Raw genomic sequence first — 26,298 nt, 5'->3', positions numbered from 1 at the left:
CCTTAGTAATTAAAAATCAACTGGTTCGGCATCTGTGGAGAGAACGCTGCGTTGGCAGCAAGGTCCACGTACAATTGCGTGTCTGACGTCAACAAACGACTCAAGACCGCCTGGTAAAAGGCATAAACGTCATCAAATCGACGATAGTTGGAGTAAGCCAAGACACCGTAGTACGTTTCAGTCGTACTGATGATCGACGTGTGATCGATGGCTTCAGCCGCCGCTTTTTCCTTCTGGCGTTGCGTCATGTTAGCCTGTTCCGCGTTCTGCTTGGCGCCAGAAAATTCAACGGCCGTCATGACGGAGTTCGTACTCAAATTATAAACCTGTTCAACTGGCCGTTCGTGACGTACAAAACGCAGGACTGCTTCTCCCTGTTCATTCAGGACGTAACTCGTCTGAGCAACCTCGTCAACGATTTTTTCGATGGCCACAACTTGACCGTCCAAACCATATGTATCCGTCTGAACTAACTGATCGGCCTTATACTGACGCAAAACCATTGGGGTCTCATCATCCAGTTGACGAAGCTCGGCAACCAAGTGCCCTTCATTTAAGTAACGTTTGACCTGTTGTTGATCATCCGCAAATAGGCGTTCATCGAAACTGGTTAAATCAGGTGCGTTCCGTTCATCGCTGGTCAGCTTGAGGCCCGATTCTTGACGGAACATATCTGCTAACGTCACCAATTCAACGTCCGCCACCTGCCGATGCTTCTTGGCCAACCGATTCAAGTATTCGCGAACCAACCAGGAAGCGTCAAAATCAATCAACGCGACCAGCACACTCACCCGCGCTCCGCGAGCTAAGGCCTGCAAAAGTTGCTTTGAGAAATTAGGTTTGTGCATCCCGTTCAAGGACGTCACTAGAAAAATAATCTGTTGCATTCGTTTGCCTCCATTACGCGCTCCAAGAAAAAATCCCTAGTCTACGACTAAGGATTATCACCAACACTATTCCTTTTCCTGCCAGTCTTCTTCTTCTGTCAGGCCAAGGTCGTGCTTAATTTTAGTCGTGGAGATGCCTTCCGTCCGTGGTAAGTAAACAACTTCACAGTAATCCTTCAAGAAGTCGAACTTCCCTTTCCAGTCGTCACCCATGACGAAGATATCAATATCATTTTCTTGCACGTCGCGAATCTTTTGGTCCCACGTGGTTTCAGGAATCACGTGGTCAACGTACTTGATGGCTTCCAAGATATACTTACGGTCTTCGTAAGACGTGTAAGCGCGCTTACCCTTCTCGGCGTTGAACTCGTCGGAAGAAACGCAAACGGTTAAGTCGTCACCTAAGGCTTTGGCCCGTTTGAGCAGCCGGATATGACCTTTGTGTAATAAGTCGAACGTTCCATAAGTAATTACTTTTTTCATGTAGAATCTCCTACTTTATCTGGTTAATCTCTCCGAACGCTCTCGTCGGAGGTTTTCGCTAAAATTCCAATAACAAACTAAATAGTAGCATATTGAGCCGTGACGTCAACTTCAAACCACAAACGTTAGTCTTTTCTTGAGAAGTTGACCGGTAATTCTGCCGCTGGTTTATCGGGATGTTCCAACCGCCAAATACTGTAAATGTACTGAACGACCGTCTTAACTACCGCATACAGTGGCACCGCTAGAATCATTCCTAGCAACCCAGCGATGTTCCCAGCCGCTAGCAAGATGATAATAATGGTTAGTGGGTGAATCTGGAGGGACCGACCAATAATGTTCGGATAAACCAGATTGCCATCGATCTGTTGCACCACAATCACCACAATGATCACGTACAGAACCATGTTCGTACTGATTGTAAAAGCCACGATGAGTGCCGGTAGGATGCCAATGTATGGTCCCACGTACGGAATCAAGTTACAGAGTCCGCCGAATACGCCCAACAACAGAGCGTACCGTTCACCGATCAACATATAGCCAATCGCCGTAAAGGTCCCGACGAATAGGCATTCAAGGATCTGCCCACCCACGTACCGGGCAATCGTCGCATTCATCCGGCTCAATAGCTCTGCCGTCTGATCCGCGTGTTTGGCTGGCAGCCACCGGCGAACCGCTGGCATGAACCGTTCACCATCCTTCAACATGTAGAACAGCATCACGGGCACTGTAACGGCCGTGACGGTCACTGTCGTCACAGTTCCAATGATTGTCCCAATACCAGTCGTTAAGCCGCTCATGAAGCTCTCAGCGTACTTAGACAACGCGCTCTGCAACTGGGTCAAGTATTTGGAGAAATCAACATCCTTGAATAGCGGTTGTTTCATCAAATTTGAGAAAACCGCCTCGCTAGATTTGGCAAAGTCAGGAATGTTGCCAATCAGGTTAGTTACCTGATTAACCAAACGGGGTACAATCCACATCCCACCCGCAACGAGTACCGCCACTAATAGTAAAAAGACGATGGCTACCGCACCGGTTCGATTAATGTGAAATCGCCGCCAGCGAACTTTCTCCAGGAGCCGAACGATTGGATTCAGGAGATAGAACAACACGCCGGATAACAGCATTGGTGCAAAAATCGTTGAGAGAAAGACCCCAATTGGTGAAAAGAGAAAACTGATTTGGGTACAGACCCAAATCAATGCCGCGACAATCAGTAATTCAACGGACCAAAACATTAAACGCGAGTTGGCAAACCACTTCATGGGCAAAGTCCTTTCAGGCATAGATGCTAACGGTCAAACAGCTAGGCTATTTCTTATGTATCAATCATGGTATTTAGCAGTGTGGTCACTGACCAACACTGGCATTATTTTTAAAAAAAGGAGCGAGCCACGAATGGACTTGCTCCTGGTGGTACGGAAGACAACTCTTACTGATCATTCGAGCGCCGTAGAAGCTCCTGATACCGTTGATACCAGAGGTCGACGTAGGCTTGAGAAAAAGGCCCCTTATGATGATTAATCCAATCGACAAGCGTCAAGACATTGGACTTTAAGATGCGGTCCGTCTCTTCACCGTAGTTCCACCGTTGGCTAAAATCCTCATACTCGTCAACGTCGAGCAGGCGTTTTTCACCATCTGGAAAGACCTTCACGTCGAGATCATAATCAATGTATTTAAGTGCCTCTTTATCCAAAACATACGGGGAAGCCAAATTGCAGTAATAAGACACCCCATTGTCTCGAATCATCGCAACAATGTTGAACCAATAATGCTTATGAAAATAAACGATTGCGGGCTCACGTGTCACCCACCGCCGACCATCGTCTTCAGTGACCAACGTGTGGTCGTTGACGCCGATGAGGGCGTTCTCGCTTGTTTTGAGTACCATAGTGTCGCGCCAAGTTCGATGCAAACTTCCGTCGTGCTTGTAGCTTTTGATCGTAATGAAGTCGCCTTCCTTAGGTCCTCTAGCTTCGCGCGTCATGTATAAACCCTACTTTCTAAGTAACGGGTAACTATAAAAATTCACTCAACATTATACCAGATTCAGGCCCCTTTGAATAGGTTCAGACCGATTCTGACAGACAAATTCCTTGGGGAATAACCGAACTTACGGTAAACTTAAGCGAATCAAATGAGGTGAATCAATCATGGCACAAGCACCACTCAGTAGTTTTGAACCAATGATCCCCCAGGTTGCCAAACTTTTAGCGGATGATGATCAGTTAACCGCCTTCTTCAATAGCCTCACGACTGGCTACCAACGTGAATGGGCCCGCTACGTATTTAGTGCTAAGGCAGCAGCTACCCAGCAACGCCACATCGCTGACATGCGGCTGATTTTGACTGCCGGTTATAAGTCAAAACGGGCTTACGGCAGTCGACCAAATAAATAAGGAATACCTTCGGATTAACGCCTAAAGGTTGAAAACTGTTATCAAACCAAGAATAGTCAGGCGTTATAGGCTTAAAGCTAGTCTCACCCAGCCACCTGCGGCGGTCAGAGATTCCGCCTGCTGTGGGGAAAGCCTACGGCCTGAAAAGCGGTCCTTCGGTTCGGTTTGAAACCTGGGAAAGTCACCAGTCTTCAAACATGTCCCACGGTGTAAGCCGAAAATCGGCTAACACCGTCGACACAGCAAGCTCCACCTCTGACCCCCTCCGGTTAAACGGGTTCTTGGAAACTAAGCTAATTTAAATACCTGGATGAGACAGTTACTCAATATTATTGACGCGCCACTTGGTAGCCGAGCGCGAGTCTAAATTTGGCGAACGGTAAGGCGGCAATTTTTCACTATGTCTGACCCACTTCAGGTTTTATCAAACACAGTGGGTGTTTCAGTACTTTCAACCTTTAGGTAACGCTCAAAAACCTCGCCGGTTAGCAAATCACTAGCTAACCGGCGAGGCTTTTTGTGTTCATTATTTTTTGAAACTTGGAAAAAAACCTAATATAAACCAGTCGGACCCCAGAGGCCAAAGATTCCGCCTGCGGTTCTGGCCATGTTTAACATAATAACCGCTAAATGCCTTACACGCGCCACCAATAATGACTAACTGGTAACAGTCTAGTTGGGTAAGATATTGTGTCAGCCGAGAAGTCGCCAGATATGGGCTCAGGCGCGTCGTTCTGCTTAGTTAGTGGGTGATTCCCCCGCTAGCTTAGCAGAAGGCCAAGCTTGGAGACTCGGCCTTTTCGAGGCTTCAAGTTGTGCCCGCACCGTTCCAGCCCATATCTGGCGACCGGTAAGGCGGAAAACCACACCAGATTGCATGCGAATATCATTGTTATATCAACCGTTAACTGTTCAATTGTCCCGCTTCAAGCAGGTTCCAGATGGAAATAGCAGACGTTTGGGCCAGTTGGTTGGCCCGGTAGTAATTAGTCAGAAGAATCACACCGTCCTGTCCATCCTTGCTGACCAACCCGGCCGCTTCATACCCGTAAGCCAACCCGTGCACCCGAATATAGTTGGGGTACACGTAAGCCCCACCACCATACATAGAGGAAGACCCCGGTGCCAGCAGCGTGCTGACATCATTTTGGGGATATAGCTTACCTAGCAACATATTCCGTTCGCCAACAAATAAGTCATGGGCCGACATGTAGACCTGCCCAGTCCCAAACTGATAGAACATGGACGCCCGCGATTCTGGATAAGCTGAGTCGTAGTTGGTCCCCACGTCCGCTGCATTGTTATTCTGATACCCCTGTGAATATGTCCGCCGTTGGTCCATCTGAAAAACAAATCCCGTATGGGTCAGATGCCACGGCTGAATGATGTTTTCCGTGAAGTATTGCCGGTAGCTCTGCCCGGTGACCTTTTCAATAATCCCTGCCAACAGCATGAAGTTGACCGGTGAGTAGTCCCACTTGCCGATTGCTTTAGGATTGCTGAGAACGTTTCGGAGGATAAAGCGGACCATCCCCCGTTCTGAGTTCAAACTGTCTGGAAAGGCAGTCAACGTCAGGCCACTCTTCATATCCAACATATCCCGTAGCGTAATCAGATTGGCGCCCCTAATTTGTGGGTAGTATTTGGCCAAATTATCATTAAGTGACAATTTGTTGGCAGCGGCCAACTTCATGATCAACCCAGCCGTGAAGGATTTCTGTACGGAGGCCAACTGATAAATGCTGTTAACACCATTTTTCTTTCGCTGATTGGCGTCAGCATAGCCAAATCCTTTTTGATAAATCACCTTGTTCTGGTGCATCACCAACGCCGTCCCCACAAATCGATTAGCACGCAAGATAGTGTCAATTTCCCGACTTGCCGCCGTCTGCTTAGGCGCGACTTTCTTTTGAGGAACGACCTTCTTCGGTTGTGGTTTAGGCTTGACCGGTTGCACGATCGAGCTACTAGATGACTCTGGCTGTGCATCCGAATTGGTTTGACCACTAAACCACCATGCGAGGCCCCCACCAAGTCCTAACACCAGCCCCAACGCGATAACTGCCCCCATCGTTTGTCTCCTCATTGCAAGCTCCCCCTTACTCTTATTCTCAACTAGTCAGCCGATTCCCCTAAATCAGCAAGCCAAGCGCTAATGTCATCCAGGTTGAATCCCTTTCGGTACAGTGCCTGCTTGGTCTTATATTGACGTTCAGAATGACTCAATGTGCGGTAACGATGCCACAATTTTTCTCCCTGCTTCACCAGTAGATCGTGTTGCTGATCAACGTCGGGTGTCAAGTCTAACGTGGCCAGCATTTTGCTGGCATCATCGTTGTCAAACCCTCGCGTCAGCAATCCCTGACGAATCTTTTGTTGCTGGGTGCCAAATGCCTGACGATGATACCGTTTGGCCAGCTTCTCAGCCACTACCGTCCCCACGGCAAGGCGTTCTTCTGGCGTATAAAGGGTCAACGCATCGTCAATGCCTTTTTCACCCACCCCTTTTTGACGTAGATGCTGGCGAATCACCCGTGGGCCCTTGTCTCCGGTGTTCATCACGGTCCGCACGTAGCTAGCGGCGTAATGGGCATCATCGACCAAAACCAATTCCCGTAACTTCTGCAGGGTTAAATCAATCGTTTCTGGTGGCACTTCCAAATCGGCCAGCTTATCCCTGACCTCCTTTTCCGTCCGTAACTGTTTTGAGAGGTAATCTAACGCCCGATTGTAGGCCTTCGCAACGTTATCAGCATCAACTAGTTGTGCTTCTAAATCCTTATCGACTTCCATGCCTTTAAATAGACTGAAATCAATCAATACGCTCTCACTCACTGGAAAAGCATATTCTCCGTCAACGTAGACGTTATAACGGCCGCTACGTTTTTGAGCTTCAATCATGGTAATGACGGCCATTAATGTCACATCCTTTTAGAAATTTCGCCGAACAACTTGTGGCTGTTCTTGCAATTATTTTACCAGTTCTCAGGTGCTCGGGGAAAGCGAACAGCCAGATTAGTTAGCCAATTAACTTTTCGCGTTGACGATGTCCTGCTATAATTAGCACAACTAAGCAACTTGAAGGAGTGGTCTGATTTGGTAACAGCACACGTGGTCTTTGCCACCATCACCGGAAACAATGAAGACGTGGCAGACATCGTCACGGAAAAGTTAGAGGACCTCGGCTGTCAGGTCAAAGAAACCGAAATCTCTCAGACTGATGCCGCAGAGTTCAAACAAGCTGACATCTGTGTCGTTTGTGCCTACACCTACGACGAGGGCTCCCTGCCCGATGAAGGGGTCGACTTCTATGAGGACCTGCAAACGTTAGACCTCAAGGGCAAAATTTACGGCGTTGCTGGGTCAGGGGATACTTTCTATGGCAAATACTACAACACCACTGTTGACCACTTTGAAGCGGCCTTTCAACAGACCCATGCCAGTAGCGGTGCCACCGGCGTCAAAATCAACCTGGAACCTGATCAGGCAGCCATTGATCAACTCGATCTATTTGCAACCCAGCTGGTCAACACCTACCGGCAGGGTCACCCGGATTAAATCACCTAACCCACAAAACGACTCACAGCGGCCTGCTTTAATACAGGACACTGTGAGTCGTTTTATTTAAGTCGTTTAAAGTTCCTATTTTTTAACCTTGGGTCGCACGCCATTCTTCTTCAACCGGTACCGCCGATACTTAAGTAGATTGGGCAATGCTAACGCCTTTTGTTCCTGAATCGCCCCAACGATGAGTTCTTGAATGGCAGCATTCAATACCGCCCCGAACATCAAAATCAGGCCCGTAAAATCCAGCCAAAACATCAAGAAAATAAACGTTCCAATCGTTTTGTAGCTATCAATATTATGGACGAAGTACTTAACGTAAAGTGAGAAGGCTTGCGATAGCAATAACCAACCCACCGTCGCCACTAAGGCTCCCGGCCACACGAACCGCCACTTTAATTTAGCACTAGGCACAAAGTAAAATAAAATCATGAGGACCACAAACACCACGAAAAAGGTCAGTGGCCACTTCAAGCCGTTGACGTAATCTAAGATTGCCGTTGGCAAGTGTAGTAATGGCGTCAATTGTTCCAAAACAATCTGGCCAAAACTAAAGAAGATCATTAACACAAACATTAACGCAATCAAAACAACCATCCAGAAAAACGCCACGATTCGATTAACGATTCCGTTTTGATTTTTGGCGACTCCGTAGGCACTGTTAACTGTTCGTTGAAACGCTGCTACTGCCCGTGAGGAGGACCAAATAGAGATGATCACCCCAATGGACAACACTCCACCACTTCGATTGTTGAGGAAGGAGTGAATAATCGGTTCCATCATGTCGAAGATTCTCTCCGGCATCAGTGGTTCAATACTATTTAGGACCGTATCCGTCTGAATATTGAGGTACGGCAGCAGGCTCGCTAAGACCAGTAACGCTGGGAACAACGACAAGAGGGTATAGTAAGCCAACACGACAGCTGAGTCGGAAACGTTAGCCATTGTGTAGTGCTTGCTGATGGTTTTAATCACGTGCGTAACTTGTGTCGCGCGCTTGCGCCATTGAATGGCCACTGTTTTCGGCCCCCTTTCGCTTTAGAATGACCCGTAATCCTCAGCGAACTTAAGTGTGCTGATCATTTTTTCCAGCGTCTTGCGACTAAAGCGAACACGCTTGGCCTGCCGGAAAGATTCGATGAAGGTCGCCAGGTCTTGATAGTTACCGACGGCCGTACAATTGTACGCATCATTGGGATTGAGCTTCGTCTTATTGCCGACGACCAGTGAGTTGCTGTGATCATACCGGTCGTAGTAGTTGTAATACACTAATGGCTTAACAAAGTCGATAATTCGTTCATTCTTGTTTTCCAGTTTCTTATGCATCGTGATTTCACTGTTAATATAGCGCACCAACAGCTTTGAAGAAAGTTCTGATTGGGTAGCTGGGTTACTGATTCCCGTATGCAACGTAATAGACCGTTGCCCTCGTCCCTCCTGCTCCAGACTCATCGTGTAGCCCTGCGTCAGGGATTCATTTTCTTCCGACAAATTAGGCAAGAAGAACCGGTCGAGTCGACCAGTCAACATCTTCGTTGTCTCTTTTTCCTTTTCGCGACTGGATAAATTGACCGCCGAAAAATCATCCAGACTGGACGAAAAGATTTCTTCCGACAAGTCATGGAAAATCATGCCGCGCCAATACTTGCTTTCCACGTTAATGACCCCAAAAGACGTCACCAGCAAATTATCGATCTGCATGACCCGCCAGGAATCACCCTCGTTCATTTCCTGCGTTACAGGATTTTTGACCTTATTGGCAAAGTGAACGTTTCTTAAAATTTTGTAGTCAAAGCGTTCATTCTTCTTTTTTGCGGCCTGATGAATATCCCGCATAATTTCAGATAATTGCTCAGTGGTCTTAATTTCGGCCCGGTCGTACGCCGTCTCAGCCATTCGCATTGCCTCCATTGATGGCAGCTTGGATGGCTGCCAAAATCCGTTCTGAAGCGTGACCGTCGCCGTATGGATTCTCGGCTTTGGCCATTCGATCATAAGCTGCTTGGTCGGACAACAGACTTTCCATAGCCGTTGTGACCCGTTCTGGGTCGGTACCTACCAACTTCAATGTCCCGTTCTCAACGCCCTCTGGCCGTTCCGTACTGTCTCTAAGGACCAATACCGGTTTATTCAAGGAAGGCGCTTCTTCCTGAACCCCACCTGAATCGGTCATAATCAGGAAACTCCGGGCGGCAATGTTGTGGAAATCAATCACGTCCAGCGGATCAATCAAATGAATTCGATCCATCCCGTCCAGTTCCTCGTGGGCCACGCTCTGAACGGCAGGACTCAAGTGAACTGGATAAATCACTTCAACGTCAGGATGCGCCTCGACCACGCGGCGAACAGCCTTTAGCACCGCGTGCATAGGTGCCCCTTGATTTTCCCGTCGATGCATCGTCAATAAAATCAGCCGGCGGTTAGGATCGACTTGATCCAAAACGGCATGGTGATAGTCCGCATCGACCGTCTGTTTGAGCGCGTCAATGGCAGTATTCCCCGTGACAAAGATGTGATCGTCAGCGTGGGCCTGTTTTAACAGGTTCTGCCGGGACAGCTGGGTGGGTGCAAAGTACAGATCACTCAACACATCCGTTAGTTGCCGGTTCATTTCTTCAGGATACGGTGAATACTTATCCCAAGTCCGTAATCCCGCCTCAACGTGGCCTAACATGGTTTGATGGTAGAAGGCACTAACACTGGCCGCAAAGGTCGTTGTCGTGTCCCCGTGGACTAAGACGATATCAGGTTGTGCGTCCTCGATGATCGCATCCAACTTGGTGAGTACCCGCGTCGTGATTTGGCTCAACGACTGCTTAGGCCGCATGATATTTAAATCATAATCCGGTTTAATTTTAAAGATATCAAGCACCTGGTCCAGCATCTCCCGGTGTTGCGCCGTAACGGCCGTAATCGGGGTGAAATCGGCGGGACGTTGTTGCATTTCTAGGATGATTGGTGCCATCTTAATGGCTTCCGGACGGGTACCAAACACCGTCATAACTTTAATTGGTTTCGTCACAATTCTTCCTCCAGTGGTGTTGATTAGGTCAATTATAGCAGAAGCCCTGCCTTCATGATATTAAATACGAATTTTGCTGGCAAATGTGCTAAACTGAAGAAAATTTTTAGCTTTAATACAAGCGGCTAATTGTTTAGGTTACTCGTGTTACGGCGGTCAAGGGTGGGGCCTGCCGTGGGGACGCTTCAGCCAAAGAACGGGCTTCTCGCTCAATTTGAAGCCACAAAAATCATGTGTCTTCAAATTCGCCCATACCCTAAGCTAGCAAGGAACGCTAGCTAACGCTATTTTCACGGCTGGCCCCACCCTTGACCGCCTCTAGCCTAAAGTACAACCTCTTACGACGCTTCCTAACAACTAGTATCAACTGTAAGTCAACCAATCGGATAATAATTACACTATTTTTCCAGTACCGTAGCAATATTCATAAACTAACCCGCAGTCTGCTAACCAGTAAATCGAGACAACCATCGCTTCATCATCGCTTTAATTCCGCAACCATTTGCGAAGTCCAAATATTTATTCGCAGCGCGAGTAATTTGCCGGGTAGGACGTTTCCGCTTACAAGGCCGCCGCTATTGGTATCAATGCTTTCAGCTGGTTAGGCATGCAGCTAATCGTCGCATAAATTTAAAGGAATTGTCATGGTAAGCCCCCCATAATTGAGGTAAGATAGTAACGTTGTGTGAAAGGAATGTCTGTGATGAAAAAGCTTAGTCTGGTCGTTCCTTGCTATAACGAGGAGGAGTCAATTCCCTTATTTTACCGAACCGTTAGCAAGGTGATCGATTCAATGAACACCCCTACACCGACGGTAACGCCGGAATACATTTTTGTGGATGATGGGTCGAGTGACCACACCTTAAACGAAATGAAAGAGTTACACCAAAAGTATCCTGAGACGGTCCACTTTCGATCGTTCTCTCGCAACTTTGGGAAAGAGTCGGCTCTCGCTGCCGGACTTCAAGCCACGACCGGGGACGTGGTGGCAGTCATGGATGTCGACTTACAAGATCCACCTGAGTTATTGCCAAAGATGCTCGCGTTAATTGAAAACGATGGGTACGACTGTGTTGGAACCATTCAAAAGGAACGTCGTGGTCAAAGTAAGCTACGGGCCTTCCTGTCCACAAGTTTCTACAGTGTCATCAACAAGATTTCAGACGTACGGATCGAACCAAACGCCCGAGACTACCGCTTGATGACCCGCCAATTTGTCGACACGGTGCTCTCATTGCCCGAGTTCAATCGTTTCTCAAAAGGAATCTTCAGCTGGGTCGGCTACAAGACGACTTATTTGGCCTATGAAAGCCAACCACGTGCCGCTGGGACGACTCATTGGAGTTTGAAGCAATTATTCTCATACTCAATTGAAGGGATCATTGATTTTTCTAATGCGCCTCTTCGCTTGGCCACCTGGGTCGGCAGTATTTCATTTATCTTGTCGATCATTGGCTTAATTTTTGTCATTGTCCGCGCCCTCACCGTTGGGGGTTCAGTCGCTGGCTGGCCATCACTCGTCGTTATCCTCTTATTAGTCGGTGGGATTCAATTATTCTGCCTGGGGATATTAGGCCAATACATCAGTAAAATTTACCTAGAAACAAAACACCGCCCACAATACATTGTTCGCGAAGAAAAATAAGACTCACTTGGACCCGAATGCTCACAGAGCGTTGCGGGTCCTTTTTTATTTCGAAATCGGTGGTCAAATAAATCTTATGCCACTGGCACATAATCCAAATAAAAAAGTCCGAGACAATTGTCTCGAACCCGTGATTTAAATGATTTAGTGAATAATGAGATTCATCAGTAAGACCATCAACAGTCCAACCACAGAGATGACCGTTTCCAAGGTTGTCCAAACCTGGAACGTTTGCTTAACGCTCAGGTCAAAGTATTCAGAGAACATCCAGAAACCAGCATCGTTCACGTGAGAAGCAGCTAACGAACCGGCACCGATTGCCAAGGCAATCATGACGGGGTCAGCACCCAACGTGTGCATCAGTGGCGTGATCAACCCAGAGGCCGTCATCCCAGATACCGTAGCAGAACCCAATGAGATCCGTAAGATAACGGTAATTAACCAGGCTAATAGGATTGGTGAGAAGCTGGAGTGCATCATTAGCTGTTGCACAGCCTTCCCCACACCACCGTCGATTAGGACTTGCTTAAAGGCAGACCCACCGGCGATAACCATCAGTAACATGGCAATCGACTTGATGGCGTCTTCCAAGGTCCCGCTGATTTCCTTCATGGTACGACCACGATGGAAACCCATGGACCAAATAGCAAAGAGTAATGCAATCACCATGGCGATCACTGGATTCCCAAGCATCGTGATGACAGCGTCTAGGCCGTGCGGATTTTTCGGCGCAGCCCCCCCGTTAACAACCATTTGATAAATCGTTGCCAAAATCATGAAGACAACTGGGAACAGTGACGTGAAGACGGACAGACCAAAGCCTGGTGTTTCCTTCAAATCAAATTCCTTCACTTCACCAAAGGCGGGTAAGGACTTCTTAACGACGAACAAACCGGGATTGAACCGACGAATGACACGTGTCCAAATAGGACCAGCGACAATCACACACGGAATAGCCACGATGACCCCGACCATCAACATTTCACCAACGTTGGCGCCCAAAGCGGTCGCAACGGCAGTTGGTGATGGTTGTGGTGGTAAGAAACCTTGGGTAGCGGATAACGCGGCGGCCATTGAAATCCCTAGATAAAGGAACGGTACGTCAGCTTCTAGCGCAACCGCAAAGACGATTGGCGTAACCAGTACCAGCCCAACTTCAAATAGCAGGGAAATCCCAATCAGGAAGGAAGCCACCACAATGGCAACTTGGAGACGACGCTTCCCAAAAATCTTAATCAGTGTCCGGGCAATCCGGTAAGATCCACCAGCATCGGACACCAACCGACCAATCATGGCACCAAAACCAAAAACGATAATCAGTTCGCCCATGGAGCTCCCAATACCGTTTTTGATTGACTCCGCAATATTTGCGGGGTTCATGCCTAATCCAAGCGCTACCAAAATTGAGGTAACGATCAGTGATACGAAGGTGTTTAACTTTACTCGAATAATCAAGAAGAGTAACAGTAAAATACCTAATAACAAAATCACGAACTGCATTTTTCTCTCTCTTTTCTTATGCTTATTTCTGATGAACGACCTGCCGCAGTCGCTTCAACTCTTTCGCATAAGAACCATTGTATGAAAAATATTTTCAACTTGCAAGGGGGCAATTGAATGTTATTTACAATTCATGCGTGAAAACAGTCGTGAAAACGCTATCTGACAATCATCACGGAGATTGGAGAATATTTTGCCATGTAGGCAGCCTGACTCCCAAAGTACTTGCGAACGCCGGATTGGGACAGCGACCCAATGACTAACAGGTCTGGTTGTACCTCGGGAATGATCTTTTTAACAATGGTTTCACCGGGGTCCCCTTCACCGATCACAAATTTTACCTTGGTGATACCAAAGCGTTCTGCCAAGTTTTGATACTGTTGTAAATGCTTTTGTAAATCCGAACGTTGACCGTGAACGTAATCCTTGCTCAATGCCTGGTAGATATTCATGTTATCCGATTCCAACACAGAACAAATGACCAGTTCAGCATCATCAAACTTGGCTCGGTTCATTGCGTACCGGAAAGCCAACTGCGCATCAGGAGAGTCATCGACCCCGACCAAGATGCGCGTAAATTTCTTAGGGTTCATTGATTCAACGTTATCCATCGAAAAATCATCCTCCTTGTTTGACTACCTCCATTATAGATGAAAACGGTCCCTATGGGGAGTCTGAGCGGCTGAAAGCTTTTAAACATTGGCCTATCTTTTCGCCTTACCGGTCGCCAGCTATGGGCTGGAACGGTGCGGACGCAACTTGAAGCCTCGAAAGGCTCGAGTCTACAAGCTTGGTCTTCTGCTAAGCCAGTAGGGAACCCCCCTACTGACTAAGCAGAACGACGCGCCTGAGCCCATAGCTGGCGACCTCTCGGCTTATATATCTTTCCAACGCTAACTTAGATGCCCTAAAAATATGTTCATAGGACCCCTGCAGTGATTACAATATTAAACATAATCAAGGCCGGAGGAGGCCAACTTACCTGTACTGGTACCTGTTAATAAACATCATGTTCACGTAACTTAGCGTTCAACCAGCGAAATCCATAAATTACCAGCGTTGTGACTAACCAGCACCCCAAAACGACTGCCACTATCAAGGCCAACGTTGCCAGTTTATCCGGCCCCTGCCACCAATCTTTAAGTAACTCCCAGGCCTGAATCTTACGGTGAAACAAGAGTGTTAGCGGTAAGAAGACAATTTCAAGTCCGATACCCAGGCCAAACAATCCCCAGGCATCCCGCATCGATTTTCGAAACATTAGCTCCCCTCCTCTAAGTCTAGGATACGGGAGATTAGGTGACTTGCCAAGCTACTCTTGTGAGTGATTGAATTTATGAAGAAAATTCTCCTTAAATAGCAATCTCAGACTATTCACAACCTTGCGTAAGTCACCTATTTGGTAAATCTCTTCCTATTAATAATAATCTCACAATAGGTTCCAACTTATTATGTTGGTAAACCGGTGGTGGGGTTGTTAATTGGCGGTATGCAAAAACGGTCACGGGAATTTTCCCGTGACCGTTGCTGAAACGTGCACCTGTGGGCAGCTGGTTCCGCTTAACCCCGTTAGCCCAACGACCCAAGTTCGGGGTCGCTACGCTAACGACGTTAATGCTCGCCAGCTAACCGCCCGCAGTCGCACTCTGTATATTAATTGGCCCCACCCGGACTCGAACCGGGATCATTCGCTTAGGAGGCGAGTGCCCTATCCAGTTGTGCTATAGGGCCATAAAAGATCCGTAATTTATTCTGACACGGATCTTTTTAATTGTAAAGGACTACTTATCTTGGGCGTCTTGATCACGCCACTTTTTCCGCATCCCTTTGTTCTTGGTATGCCGGTTCTTGTGTTTCTTTTTCTTAGTTGGGTTCGGTGTTTCCACCTTGGCCGCAGCTGCCTTACGGGGTTTTCGCTTGGCCGGCTGTGCTTGACCAGTTGTCGTCGCTGTCGTCTCAACCGTGGTTGCCTGCTTAGCCTCCGTAGAAGTTGTCGCTACTGGGGTTTCTTCCACCGGTTTCGCCGTTGCTACTGGGCGTTCAGTGGTCAATGTCCGCCCACTGAAGTAAACGGGTTCTAACTCATAATCAGTTTCTTTCAAGAGCTTCTTTAAATCCCGTAAATCATGGTCATCCCCCAGACTAATTACTTGGCCTGGTTCACCCATCCGGCCAGTCCGGCCGACTCGGTGGACGTATTCGTTGACCGAAGTTGGGAGATCGTAGTTAATAACGGCTGGCAGTTTCGGAATGTCTAATCCCCGTGCCGCCACATCGGTCGTCAACAACAACTTGATACGCCCCAGTCGAAAGTCCTGTAAGGCTTTTTCCCGTTGGACCTGACGTAAATCACTCGTCAGACTGGCTGCAGACACGTGGTCATGGTAAAACCGCGTTGCCGTTTTCCGTAAAGTGTTCGCCTGTTTGAAGAAGACCAGCGCCCGGAAATTAGGCATTGCCAACAGCCGCTTGAGCATCTGATCACGCTTGCCCATTCCCACTTCTAACATGCCATGGTGAACTTGTCCCTGTGTATCGTCTTGGTCCCGCACATCAATTCGTTCAACGGTCTGGCCAAACCATTGGTCCAGTTCGTGAAGAATTGGTGTATCGGTTGCGGAGAAGAAGCCAAGTTGAACGTCCGCTGGCGCAGCCTGAGCAATTGAACGGACCGTATCCAACGTATCACCCGTTAACAAGTCATCCGCTTCATCAACAATCATGAGGGAAACCAAATGTAACTTCAGTTTCCGGTCACTGACCAGGTTCAACACCCGACCAGGAGTCCCCACAATGATTTCTGGCCGTTTCTTCAACCGTTCCGTTTGCCGTTTCACATTAGCGCCACCCGTTAAGGCTGCGACCTTCAAATCCAATAGTTTAGCCCAGTCCCGAATAACGCGGCTGGTCTGGATAGCCAACTCTTGAGAAGGTTCTAAGACAATCAGCTGAATCCCATCTCCCGGTAACAGGTTAGCCAGGGCTGGCAACGTAAACGCCACCGTCTTCCCCGAACCGGTTGGCGCAAGCCCCAACACATTCTTATCCCCGACCATTGCATCATAGACGGCCGTCTGGATAGCGGTGGGTTCTGTATATCCTAAATCTTTAAAATGCGCCTCAAATTGTTTTAACATACTGTTTCCTTTCTGCTAGTGCTCGTCAGCTGGAAAGCGAAGGTTCCCCGCTACCCGTAAGCTGTAAAGCACGTCGTTAACGGTGATACTCCATTTGAGCCACCGTTGATAATCTTTTTCATTTTGCATTTCTTCTGGTGCCAATAGGACGCGAGCAAAATCGATAACTTCTGGCAACATGGGGTTTTCCAACGCAGGTTGACTTAGGTCCGTCAATGCCCCGTGATCATCCCGTAGACCAACTTTTGTCAGTTCACCAGCACTATCGATTTCAATTGTTTCCTTGAGACCGTAGATTTCGGAAGAAGCATAGGAGTTGCTGGTCTTGCCATAGGCAACGGTCACGTCATAGTCCGTGTACCGTAAGACCGCTAGCCCTTTGCCATCCCCACCGGTCGCAATCAATGTCGGAAACAGGGAGACGTTCTCGGGTTGGCCAAACAAAGCGATAGCCAAGTAAACGGGATAAACGCCGAGGTCTTGTAAAGCGCCGGCGGAGAATTCTTTGGTAAAGACGTTAGGCGCCTCCCCATCAAGGACTTGATCATACCGAGACGAATACTTCATAAAGGTCAGAGCTGCCCCCTGAACCGTAGGTAACCCGGTCATGGCCTGCTCAATCTGTTGGAAGTTTGGCGTATGCACGTGCCGAGCGGCCTCGAAGAACTTGACCTGTGGGTGCTGTTTGAGGGCCGCAAGAATGGCCGTCATTTCCTGGCGGTTACTGAAGGCTGGCTTTTCCACAACGATTGAGACATCGTGTTGAATGGCCGTCATGGCCTGCTCAAAGTGCAAACTGTTAGGTGAAGCAATGTAAACGGCGTCCAAATTAGCCTGCGTCAACATTTCCTCGTAATCCGTGTAGCTCGCCTGGGCGTGGTTCTTGGCAGCAAAGGCCGCCCCCGTATCAGCGTGGCGAGAATAAACAGCCGCTAATTCGTAAGACTTGCTCAACGCCAGCGCCTCGACTAGCTGCTGTGTAATCCAGTTAGTACCTACCGTTCCCATTCGAATCATCATGATCCCTCCAGCATGTTTTAGTTGATAAACTCATTCTAACAGTCGGACTCTCTCTGCGATAGCATAAGGATTAATTTTCCCCAAAAAGGAGGGAATTGTTGCGGCATTCTCAGTCAAAAATGTTATATTTAAGAGGTAATCAAATACGGTATTGAAAGCACCTTAGCAATCGGCTTTCAAGCTTTTCGTAAATTCATTCAAGGGAGGGATTACCGGTGAAGGGTCGTGAGATCGCACTTTTTGGTATTTCACTAGTTGCCGGATTAACCGGTGGCTTTTCGTTGCGTAAGAAACAACAGACGCAACCCAGTGACTCACCGTTGTTTTACGTTGGCACCTGGCAGTTTGTTGACCCCCATAACCAACGACAACACCGGTTAGAAATTAGTCCTAATCTTGACGTGCAAATTGATAATCACCAGCTTCAAGTCCGGGTCAAGGACCTTAACGAGCAACAGCTCACTTTTCAGGACAAGTTTGGCTATCACTTAACGATTCACGCCAATGAGCGTCAACCCATCTCATTCTTCGATGAAGCTGACGATTGTACTTACGCCATGCACCCGCTTGATGGCGACGCCTAAAATTCAGACAGACTAACGAACTCACCCGCTAACTTTGACACAATCAAAGCTAACGGGTGAGTCTTTTTGTCTTTGTTTAAATTTAAACGTTTATCCCTGGGTAAAGTTCTGCCAGTCATGCTTAGTACCGTTGAATACGGAACGCGCCACGGTCTGTTCTTGCCCGTTCTGGGTGACCGAACCATCAGCATCATATTCGATGAACTTAACTTGTTTCGAGTTCGCGCTCAGTTTACCACCAGCAATCCAGTAATCTTGGCTGGGCAAGACTGGCTTCACAAATTGCGTAAGCACTTGTTTATTGGCAAATACAATAACGCCCTGTTGATAGTGACTCCGCAACTTTTCAACCAGATGTTTCAGTTTCTGGCCCTGAAGCGCCATGTCCTGACTATTACTATTATATTTACCATAGTAATTGACGGCCACCATAATCGGCAAGGTTCCGGAGTTGTTCCCAACCGTCGCTTTAAAGTGGTGGTACTGGCGTTTGGCAGACGTAGTGAAACTGAAGGTGTGAATGACCCCCACCTTGAGTGACGCCCCCTGTGAGCGTGAGTAATTGTCGCTAAAATCATCATCGGTATAAGTCGCCCCAGAGGTTGCCTGGAGGTAGACAAAGGTCACGTGATTGGCCAGCTGCTGAAAATCCAGATAACCGCTGTCCTGACTAAGCGTCACCCCGCGCACCGGATAGTTGGCGAGTTGTTCGCGCTGGTGCGCCTGCCATTGATACCAGCCAAAATAACCAGCCCCGGCAAGTACTAGCAAGATAAGCACGACTAACCAACGCCGGAACCGATGGTGGCGGCGAAACGTGTTGTCGTATATAGGTTGATAGTCTCGTCGTTTCACCGTCAGTCACCGTTTCTCCATAGCCTGGAAAGATTACTAACTATTATACCATGTTGCTTAGGATTCGTGGCGGGTCTGTTCAATCACATCGCGAACCTTCGTTAAAATATGATCGGTTCTTGAGGAAATCCGCAAGACTGTCATCATAAACAGACTGTCCAAAATCGCGAGTTGAGAAATTAATGAATACATCCCCTCAGAGCGATAGTTTACTTCGTCTGTTAATGAAAGAAAAGCCACATCCGCACGTTGCGCCAACGGTGACCCACTGTAGCTGGTGATTGCGATGATGGTCACATCATTTCGTTTGAGTTCGTCCACGATTTTTAACGTTTCGTGGTTCCGCCCCGAGTGGGAAATAATGACCGCACAGTCGTCCTCACCCATCCGAGCGGCCTGCATCAGCTGAATATCATAGTCCGGATAGTACGTTACATTGAGTGAGGTTCGCATGAACTTGTGATAACCATCCAGCGCGGCAATTGAGGACCCCCCTAACCCAAAGAAACTAATCGTCTTCGAGTTGATCAATTTTAAAACAGCCCGCGCGAGATCCTGCTCATTCAGAGCCTCATTAGTTGCCTCTAAAGAATTCATTGAAAAGTGAAACGTCTTACTTGCAATGGTAGCAAGTGAATCACCCTCGGCCAGTTCTGGAAAGGAACTAGGATGCGAAGTGTCTTCAATAGACGTGTGCATCAGCGCCATGGTAAACTCCCGGTAGTTGGCGTAGTTCATGCGCTTCACAAAGCGGGAAATAGTGGCCGTAGACACACCAGCGGCGCTCGACAATTCCTTGATCGTCATTTCACTGACGACTGCTGGACTGTCCAACGCCAATTGTGCCACTTTTTTTTCAGTTCGAGATAATTGGTCATAGGTTCCCCGAATCTTGCCAATAGTAGAACGAGCGATGGTCACCGTCCCCTTTCAAAGTTACGAATTTTGATTTAATTTTATTTTTGTAAACATTTTACATCATTTCTCTTGAAATGTGAAACTTTTTTACATATAATACTCATTGTCAGAAAAATTTCGTATCTTGTAAAGGAGATTAATTTCATGAAACTCGGATTAATTGGTTTAGGTAAGATGGGTCTTAGCTTGGCTATGAACGCAATGGATCACAACCACGAAATCGTTGGTTTTGATTTAAACAAGGATTTTGTCGACAAGGCTGTTGCTGCTGGTGCTGAAGGTGCCGACAGTTTGGAAGACATGGTTGCCAAGTTACCATCACCTAAGATCGTTTGGGTCATGGTTCCAGCTGGTAAGCCTACGGACTCCACAATCGAATCATTGAGCACGTTACTCGGCAAGGGTGACATCTTGATTGATGGTGGGAACTCCTACTACAAGGATTCACTTCGTCACAACGACATCTTGAAGGCCAAGGGCATCGACTTCTTCGATTGCGGTACTTCAGGTGGTATGGAAGGCGCTCGTTCACACGGGAACTTCATGATCGGTGGCGACAACAAAGAAGCCTTTGAAACGATCCGCCCACTTTACGAATCCATTTCCGAAGAAGACGGCTACCTTTACACCGGCCGTGCCGCTTCAGGTCACTACTTGAAGATGGTCCACAACGGAATCGAATATGGTGAAATGCAAGCCATCGCCGAAGGTTTCGAAGTTCTCGAAGCTTCCGACTTTGACTACGACAACGAAGCCGTTGCCAAGGTATGGAGCCACGGTTCTGTTATCCGGGGCTGGCTCATGGAACTTGCTGAAGAAGCCTTTTCCGAAGATCCAGAGTTGGAAAAGATTGCTGGTCGGATGCATGCATCTGGTGAAGGCCAATGGACTGTTCAAGAAGGTTTGGACAGCCACGTCCCAACGCCAGTTATCGCTTTGTCATTGATGATGCGTTACCGGTCAATGCAAGATGACACCTTTACTGGTAAAGTTGTTTCAGCTTTACGTAACGGTTTCGGTGGTCACGCCATGGACAAGGCTGACAAATAAGCTTTAAATTAGCAACACGAAAGGAAGAGCACTATGGACTACATGATTGGGGTCGATATTGGAACTACCAGTGTCAAGACCGTATTGTACGATACCACGGGTAAGATGCAGGGTTATTCAAACAACCTGTATCCCCTCTATCAAGATGTTCCAGATATGGCTGAAGAAGATCCAGAAGAAATCTTCTCCGCTATCATTGACGGTTTAACGACCGTCCTGCGTAAGGCAGATTTAAAGAACGGCCAATTACATGGCGTTTCTTTCTCAGCTGCCATGCACAGTCTCATCTTGTTAGACGAAAACCACAAGCCATTAACTCGGGCCATCACTTGGGCCGACAACCGTTCCGTGAAGTATGCGGATGAATTACGGGAAAATGGTGTGGGTAAACAACTCTACGAAAAGACTGGGACACCAATTCACCCGATGACCCCTCTGAGCAAATTGATTTGGTTGCGTAATGAACAACCTGACCTCTTCAACCAAGCTCACTGGTTCGTCGGTATCAAGGAATACGTCATTTACAAGTTATTTGGCGTCTTACAAGAAGACTACTCCATCGCTAACGCTACCGGGATGTTCAACATCTTCAAGATGGACTGGGATGACCAGGCCTTAGAAGTTGCTGGTGTGACGCGTGATCAACTTCCTAAGTTGGTTGACACGACCGCCCAAATCTCCGGCATGAAGAGCGACTATGCGGGTGTAATTGGTATCGATCCACAAACCCCATTCATCATGGGCGCTTCCGACGGTCCCCTGGCTAACCTGGGGGTTGATGCAATCAACCCTGGAGTTGTCGCTGTGACCATTGGAACCTCTGGTGCCGTTCGGGTCGTCACTGACAAGCCGAAGATCGACCCTAAGGGCCGGGTCTTCTGTTACTACCTATCCAAAGACCACTGGGTCGTTGGTGGGCCAGTAAACAACGGGGGAATCGTCTTCCGTTGGGTCAGAGATCAACTCTTCGCACCAGAAAAAATTACGGCTGAACAAATGCACGTGGACTCTTACGACCTCTTAACTGAGATTGCTGCTAAGGTCCCTGCTGGTTCAGACGGGCTGATTTTCCACCCATTCTTAGGTGGGGAACGGGCACCTATCTGGGATGCCAACGCCCGCGGTTCCTTCTTCGGATTAACCCGGACGCACTCACGAGCTCACATGGTTCGTGCTGCGCTGGAAGGAATCGTTTACAACCTTTACACCGTGATGCTCGCCTTGGAAGAAGTCGTTGGCAAGCCTTCTAGTATTCAAGCTACGGGTGGTTTCGCCCGTTCTGAACTCTGGCGGCAAATGTTAGCCGACATCTTTGAACAAGACGTCACGATTCCTGAAAGTCCTGAAGGAACGGCCTTAGGGGCTGCTACGTTAGGGATGTACGCCTTAGGCATGATTGATGACCTGGCTGCCGTAAAGAACTTCATCGGTGTGTCAAACGTCCATCACCCTAACCCAGAAACCTACGATGCTTACCGTGCCTTGGTTCCGATTTACATTCGCCTTAGTCGGCAATTACAATCAGAATACAAGAACATCGCTGAGTATCAACGTACTCATGTTCACCAATCAGACACCAAGTAGTTTGATGACTTTAGTAATTTCAGAAAACCAACTGAATTAATTAACTTTTTTGAAAGTTTCTTATGTACAAACGAGAATTTATCAAGTACAATATGTTTACTTGATTGAGAAGCCAGCGCTTACACCGTTGGCTTTTCAAAATTTTGAAAATGAAAGGGCTTACTTCCAATGGAACTTATAGCTTTGCTCATCGGGGTCATCTTCTTATTGGTCCTCATTATTAAATTTAAGATCAATACTTTCGTTTCCCTGATTCTTACCTCCGTCCTTACTGCGATTCTCTTAGGAATGGACTTAACCAAAATTGCCATGACAATCGAGTCCGGGATTGGGAGCCAATTAGGCGAACTCTCCTTGGTCTTTGGGTTTGGTGCCATGCTGGGTCGGTTAGTTGCCGACGCCGGTGGGGCCTACGTTATCGCCACGACCTTAATCGACAAATTCGGGAAGCAGCGGCTGCAAATGGCCATTATGCTCGCTTCATTTATTCTCGGTATTGCCCTCTTCTTCGAAGTCGGAATGGTCCTCTTGATTCCTATCGTCTTTGCCATTGCCGTTGAAGCAGAAGTTCCTATTCTCTACCTCGGTATTTCTATGGCAGCTGCCCTTTCCGTTACCCACGGATTCCTGCCACCTCACCCCGCACCAGTTGCCATTGCGCAAGTGTTAGGTGCCAACGATGGTAAGGTTCTCTTATTCGGTTTAGTTGTTGCAATTCCTTGTGCAATTATTGCCGGTCCTATGTTTACGAAGTTAGCCCAAAAGTTTGCCCCAGCTGCCTTCAAGCAAAAAGGGAACTTGTCTTCATTGGGTGCCATCAAGACGTTTAAGCCTTCCGAAGCACCTAGCTTTGGTTTATCCGTTCTGACTTCCCTCTTCCCTGTTATCCTGATGGCCATCACGACCATCTACAAGATGACGGTCGACGGTGGGACAACGCCTGCCAAAAATGCCACCCTGCTGGACCAAATCGTTGCCTTGATTGGTGACCCAGCGATTGCAATGTTAATTTCCTTAATGGTTGCAATGTTCACAATGGGTTGGGGCCGTAAGCGTAAAACCGCTGATATCATGGCCACTCTAGAAAATGCTGTAAAGTCCATCGCAATGCTGCTGTTAGTTATCGGTGGTGGTGGTGCCTTCAAACAAGTCCTGATTGACGGTGGTGTCGGTAAGGAAGTTGCCAAACTGTTCATCGACTCTAACATGTCCCCATTGGTTCTGGGTTGGTTAGTCGCTGTCGTTCTCCGGATTGCTCTGGGTTCCGCAACGGTTTCCGCACTGACTGCTGCCGGAATTGTGGCCCCATTGATGGCCCAATCTGGTGTTGACCCTGCCCTCATGGTTCTGGCCATTGGTGCTGGTTCCTTAGCCGCTTCTCACGTGAACGATGCCGGGTTCTGGATGTTCCGCGAATACTTCGACTTAACTGTTAAGCAAACGCTGAGTATCTGGACGGTGCTGGAAACAATCATTGCCGTGGTTGGTCTGTTGATTGTGCTGCTTCTGAACCTTGGTTTCCACTAATAATTGATTTTTAACTGATTTTTTCTGACAAATTAATCTGCTTTGGGCTTCCGGGTAATCTTCCTGGAAGCCTTTTTTGTTTAGCTGCATCGATATGTTAAAAACAAATGGTGGACAGTTAGCCGCCTGCGGCTGCCAGGGGCCACGCTGTGGGGCAACCCTGAAGGCCCGAGAGCCCACGGGTCTTCAGGGCGTTTTAGAACCTCGCCTAGCCCACGAGTTTCTAAACACGTCCCATGTTCTAAGCGGCCCAACCCGCCACTAAGAACATCGATACTGCGCGGCCCCTGGCATCCTTCGGCTCTGAATAGTCATGCTATCAAACAATGTTGTATCGATTTTTCTACTCCTTAATAGGATCAACCATTCTTTCATGCGTTTCTATAGCGAATGAATCCTGCTATTGAACCAATTCTTATTCTTAAAAACAACCAATCAGGTCAGGTTATCCACAAACACGCAACTTGAGAATTACTAACAAACTGAACAGGCGAAATACAGCCTCTGGCGGCCAAGGACGGAAGACCGCCTCTCAACGGTGTTATCAGACGTTTTAAGCCTGGTTACACCGTGGGACGAGCTAGCAGTCTCAACAACTTTCCAAAGCTGCTAGTCGAGAAATAAGCCCGTTCTTTAGCTCACGCCTGTCCACTGGAAACACCAGCTACTGGAACCCCCAATTACAGTAAAATTCTCATCCACCCAATAAAAGGTAAGTGCTATAATGGTTAAATCACGCACAAAGAGAGAGGAGTTTCACTTACCTTGGCAAAAGAACTACGCCGAGAGATCGGCACCTTTACCGCCCTAGCGACTGTCATGGGCACCGTGATTGGGGGCGGCGTCTTCTTCAAAACGGCTAGTGTCGTCGCGGCAAACCATTCGGCCAATATGACCCTCCTCGCCTGGGTGGTCGGTGGCCTGTTAACGCTATGTGCTGGTTTGACCAGTGCGGAGCTCGCTGCCGCCATTCCTCGGACCGGTGGGGCCATGCGCTACCTGGAATACGCTTACGGCAAACCACTAGGATTCTTGATGGGTTGGGCGCAACTACTGGTCTACTATCCGGCTAACATTGCCGCTTTGTCCATCGTTTTTAGTACGCAGTGGTTGGCCCTCTTCCACCTCAGCAGCGCGTGGCAACTACCCGTAGCCATCCTCTGCGGTGGCAGTATTACGGCCCTTAACTTTCTGGGCGCTCGGGTTGGTGGGACCGTTCAATCGATCGCCTTAATTTTTAAATTACTGCCCATTGCCGTCATCGTCGGGGTTGGCCTGTTTGCCCCCGCCAATGTGACGCTCAGTTTCTGGCCAATTTCAGCTGGCCATCATTTGGGCTGGGGGAACGCCTTCTCAGCAAGCCTCGTTGCCACCATGTTTGCCTACGATGGCTGGATTGGTATCGGAAACATTGCCGGTGAAATGAAACGTCCTGAAAAAGACCTACCACGAGCCATCATTCTCGGGCTAACCCTGATTACGGTCATCTACACGTTGATCAACTTAGTCTTTCTCAAAACCCTACCTATTGACCAAATTGCTGGCAATCAAAACGCAGCGGCCGAAGCTAGCATCCGCCTCTTCGGACAGTTTGGCGGTCGCCTCGTGACCATTGGTATTTTGATTTCCGTTTACGGGGCTATCAACGGTTATACGCTGACCGGGATGCGGGTGCCGTTTGCCATGGCCGAAGAGGACAGCCTGCCATTTTCAGCATACTTCCGTCGTCTATCACGTCATACCTACGTGCCCTACTTCGCCGGTACCGTTCAGTTTGCTATTGCCCTAATTATGATGCTGCTCGGTAGTTTTGACCTATTGACCGACATGTTGGTCTTTGTCATGTGGGTCTTCAACTGTTTCATCTTCATTGCCGTCTTCCGCTTGCGCAAACGGGAACCAGAACTGAAACGACCTTATCGTGTCCCCTGGTATCCCGTCATCCCGTTGATTGCCCTACTTGGTGGGATTTTCATCCTCATCACGACCCTCGTGACTGAACCAGGCCTCGCCATCACTGGGTTGGCGCTCACCTTACTGGGACTGCCCGTTTACTATTGGCACCAGCGACAAACACTAAAATAGCTTTACGTTTCTCTGTGTCATCAAAAACGGCT

24 protein-coding genes and 1 tRNA gene are annotated in these 26,298 nt (G+C 48.1%); 8 read left to right on the top strand and 17 right to left on the bottom strand.

Translation table 11 applies throughout. The annotated features are described in order from the left end of the window. Window positions 1-2 precede the first annotated feature (2 nt). The 4 genes from EKM87_RS08345 to ntdP all read right to left on the bottom strand — a co-directional run bounded on the left by EKM87_RS08345 (window position 3) and on the right by ntdP (window position 3,363). Window positions 3-887, bottom strand: a complete 885-nt coding sequence (locus EKM87_RS08345) for a hypothetical protein (protein WP_125683726.1) — start codon at window positions 885-887, stop codon at window positions 3-5. Between the two features lie 66 nt (window positions 888-953). Beyond that, complete coding sequence (gene tagD / locus EKM87_RS08340; protein ID WP_125683723.1) at window positions 954-1,370, bottom strand: glycerol-3-phosphate cytidylyltransferase; 417 nt, start codon at window positions 1,368-1,370, stop codon at window positions 954-956. A gap of 125 nt (window positions 1,371-1,495) precedes the next feature. Next, window positions 1,496-2,638 carry an AI-2E family transporter gene (locus EKM87_RS08335; RefSeq protein ID WP_125683722.1) on the bottom strand — a complete coding sequence of 381 codons (1,143 nt, stop codon included), beginning with the start codon at window positions 2,636-2,638 and terminating at the stop codon, window positions 1,496-1,498. A gap of 167 nt (window positions 2,639-2,805) precedes the next feature. Beyond that, window positions 2,806-3,363 carry a nucleoside tri-diphosphate phosphatase gene (ntdP, locus tag EKM87_RS08330; RefSeq protein ID WP_125683720.1) on the bottom strand — a complete coding sequence of 186 codons (558 nt, stop codon included), beginning with the start codon at window positions 3,361-3,363 and terminating at the stop codon, window positions 2,806-2,808. 166 nt (window positions 3,364-3,529) lie between these two features. On the opposite strand from ntdP, the gene EKM87_RS08325 reads away from it, so the two are divergent. Then, complete coding sequence (locus EKM87_RS08325; protein ID WP_125683718.1) at window positions 3,530-3,775, top strand: YdeI/OmpD-associated family protein; 246 nt, start codon at window positions 3,530-3,532, stop codon at window positions 3,773-3,775. 904 nt (window positions 3,776-4,679) lie between these two features. Here EKM87_RS08325 and EKM87_RS08320 read toward each other — a convergent pair. Both EKM87_RS08320 and recX read right to left on the bottom strand, forming a co-directional pair. Further along, entirely contained in the window at window positions 4,680-5,861 is a 1,182-nt protein-coding gene (locus tag EKM87_RS08320) for a serine hydrolase domain-containing protein (protein WP_125683716.1), read from the bottom strand. A 29-nt stretch (window positions 5,862-5,890) separates the two neighbouring features. After that, complete coding sequence (gene recX / locus EKM87_RS08315; RefSeq protein ID WP_125683714.1) at window positions 5,891-6,691, bottom strand: recombination regulator RecX; 801 nt, start codon at window positions 6,689-6,691, stop codon at window positions 5,891-5,893. A gap of 180 nt (window positions 6,692-6,871) precedes the next feature. Here recX and EKM87_RS08310 point away from each other — a divergent pair, with 180 nt between their 5' ends. After that, window positions 6,872-7,333 carry a flavodoxin gene (locus EKM87_RS08310; protein WP_125683712.1) on the top strand — a complete coding sequence of 154 codons (462 nt, stop codon included), beginning with the start codon at window positions 6,872-6,874 and terminating at the stop codon, window positions 7,331-7,333. An 84-nt stretch (window positions 7,334-7,417) separates the two neighbouring features. Here the strand turns inward: EKM87_RS08310 and EKM87_RS08305 are convergent, their stop codons facing one another. Genes EKM87_RS08305 through wecB form a run of 3 tightly spaced genes read right to left on the bottom strand, consistent with a single transcriptional unit; the run spans window position 7,418 to window position 10,361 of the window. Next, window positions 7,418-8,356 carry a YihY/virulence factor BrkB family protein gene (locus tag EKM87_RS08305; RefSeq protein ID WP_125683710.1) on the bottom strand — a complete coding sequence of 313 codons (939 nt, stop codon included), beginning with the start codon at window positions 8,354-8,356 and terminating at the stop codon, window positions 7,418-7,420. Between the two features lie 21 nt (window positions 8,357-8,377). Beyond that, on the bottom strand, window positions 8,378-9,235 hold the full coding sequence (locus tag EKM87_RS08300; protein WP_125683708.1) for a nuclease-related domain-containing protein: 858 nt from the start codon (window positions 9,233-9,235) through the stop codon (window positions 8,378-8,380). Next, on the bottom strand, window positions 9,228-10,361 hold the full coding sequence (wecB, locus tag EKM87_RS08295) for a non-hydrolyzing UDP-N-acetylglucosamine 2-epimerase (protein WP_125683706.1): 1,134 nt from the start codon (window positions 10,359-10,361) through the stop codon (window positions 9,228-9,230). Before wecB ends, EKM87_RS08300 begins: the two co-directional genes overlap by 8 nt. A gap of 703 nt (window positions 10,362-11,064) precedes the next feature. Between wecB and EKM87_RS08290 the strand changes: the two genes are divergently transcribed. Continuing rightward, window positions 11,065-12,006, top strand: a complete 942-nt coding sequence (locus tag EKM87_RS08290) for a glycosyltransferase family 2 protein (protein WP_125683704.1) — start codon at window positions 11,065-11,067, stop codon at window positions 12,004-12,006. A gap of 144 nt (window positions 12,007-12,150) precedes the next feature. On the opposite strand, the gene EKM87_RS08285 is transcribed toward EKM87_RS08290, so the two are convergent. The 6 genes from EKM87_RS08285 to EKM87_RS08260 form a co-directional block, all read right to left on the bottom strand. After that, window positions 12,151-13,506 (bottom strand): gluconate:H+ symporter, encoded by a 1,356-nt coding sequence (locus tag EKM87_RS08285; protein WP_125683702.1) that lies wholly within the window; start codon window positions 13,504-13,506, stop codon window positions 12,151-12,153. A gap of 158 nt (window positions 13,507-13,664) precedes the next feature. After that, window positions 13,665-14,117 (bottom strand): universal stress protein, encoded by a 453-nt coding sequence (locus tag EKM87_RS08280; protein ID WP_125683700.1) that lies wholly within the window; start codon window positions 14,115-14,117, stop codon window positions 13,665-13,667. Between the two features lie 386 nt (window positions 14,118-14,503). Then, window positions 14,504-14,767, bottom strand: coding sequence for a hypothetical protein (locus EKM87_RS08275; RefSeq protein ID WP_125683698.1), 264 nt, complete (start codon window positions 14,765-14,767; stop codon window positions 14,504-14,506). 397 nt (window positions 14,768-15,164) lie between these two features. Next, window positions 15,165-15,237 (bottom strand) — tRNA-Arg (locus EKM87_RS08270). A gap of 50 nt (window positions 15,238-15,287) precedes the next feature. Then, window positions 15,288-16,643: a DEAD/DEAH box helicase gene (locus tag EKM87_RS08265; RefSeq protein WP_125683696.1), complete on the bottom strand. Its 1,356-nt coding sequence runs from the start codon at window positions 16,641-16,643 to the stop codon at window positions 15,288-15,290. A 15-nt stretch (window positions 16,644-16,658) separates the two neighbouring features. Next, window positions 16,659-17,660, bottom strand: a complete 1,002-nt coding sequence (locus EKM87_RS08260) for a Gfo/Idh/MocA family protein (RefSeq protein ID WP_125683760.1) — start codon at window positions 17,658-17,660, stop codon at window positions 16,659-16,661. A gap of 218 nt (window positions 17,661-17,878) precedes the next feature. On the opposite strand from EKM87_RS08260, the gene EKM87_RS08255 reads away from it, so the two are divergent. Further along, complete coding sequence (locus EKM87_RS08255; RefSeq protein WP_125683694.1) at window positions 17,879-18,247, top strand: DUF4828 domain-containing protein; 369 nt, start codon at window positions 17,879-17,881, stop codon at window positions 18,245-18,247. Between the two features lie 90 nt (window positions 18,248-18,337). Here EKM87_RS08255 and EKM87_RS08250 read toward each other — a convergent pair whose 3' ends face one another. Further along, window positions 18,338-19,102, bottom strand: coding sequence for a GH25 family lysozyme (locus tag EKM87_RS08250; protein ID WP_125683692.1), 765 nt, complete (start codon window positions 19,100-19,102; stop codon window positions 18,338-18,340). 57 nt (window positions 19,103-19,159) lie between these two features. Further along, entirely contained in the window at window positions 19,160-20,023 is an 864-nt protein-coding gene (locus EKM87_RS08245; RefSeq protein WP_225428423.1) for a MurR/RpiR family transcriptional regulator, read from the bottom strand. Between the two features lie 141 nt (window positions 20,024-20,164). Here EKM87_RS08245 and gnd point away from each other — a divergent pair, with 141 nt between their 5' ends. The 4 genes from gnd (at window position 20,165) to EKM87_RS08225 (ending at window position 26,266) form a co-directional block, all read left to right on the top strand. Further along, window positions 20,165-21,070, top strand: coding sequence for a phosphogluconate dehydrogenase (NAD(+)-dependent, decarboxylating) (gnd, locus tag EKM87_RS08240; RefSeq protein ID WP_125683690.1), 906 nt, complete (start codon window positions 20,165-20,167; stop codon window positions 21,068-21,070). Between the two features lie 33 nt (window positions 21,071-21,103). After that, window positions 21,104-22,654 (top strand): gluconokinase, encoded by a 1,551-nt coding sequence (gntK, locus tag EKM87_RS08235; protein WP_125683687.1) that lies wholly within the window; start codon window positions 21,104-21,106, stop codon window positions 22,652-22,654. A gap of 168 nt (window positions 22,655-22,822) precedes the next feature. Continuing rightward, window positions 22,823-24,181: a gluconate:H+ symporter gene (locus tag EKM87_RS08230; protein ID WP_125683685.1), complete on the top strand. Its 1,359-nt coding sequence runs from the start codon at window positions 22,823-22,825 to the stop codon at window positions 24,179-24,181. 765 nt (window positions 24,182-24,946) lie between these two features. Then, entirely contained in the window at window positions 24,947-26,266 is a 1,320-nt protein-coding gene (locus EKM87_RS08225) for an APC family permease (RefSeq protein ID WP_125683683.1), read from the top strand. Window positions 26,267-26,298: the final 32 nt, after the last annotated feature.

It is taken from the genome of Levilactobacillus yonginensis (assembly GCF_003946265.1).
Classification (GTDB): Bacteria; Bacillota; Bacilli; order Lactobacillales; family Lactobacillaceae; genus Levilactobacillus; species Levilactobacillus yonginensis.
The sequence above is the reverse complement of the archived record's forward strand: the minus strand, read 5'-3'. Positions and strand labels throughout refer to the sequence as shown.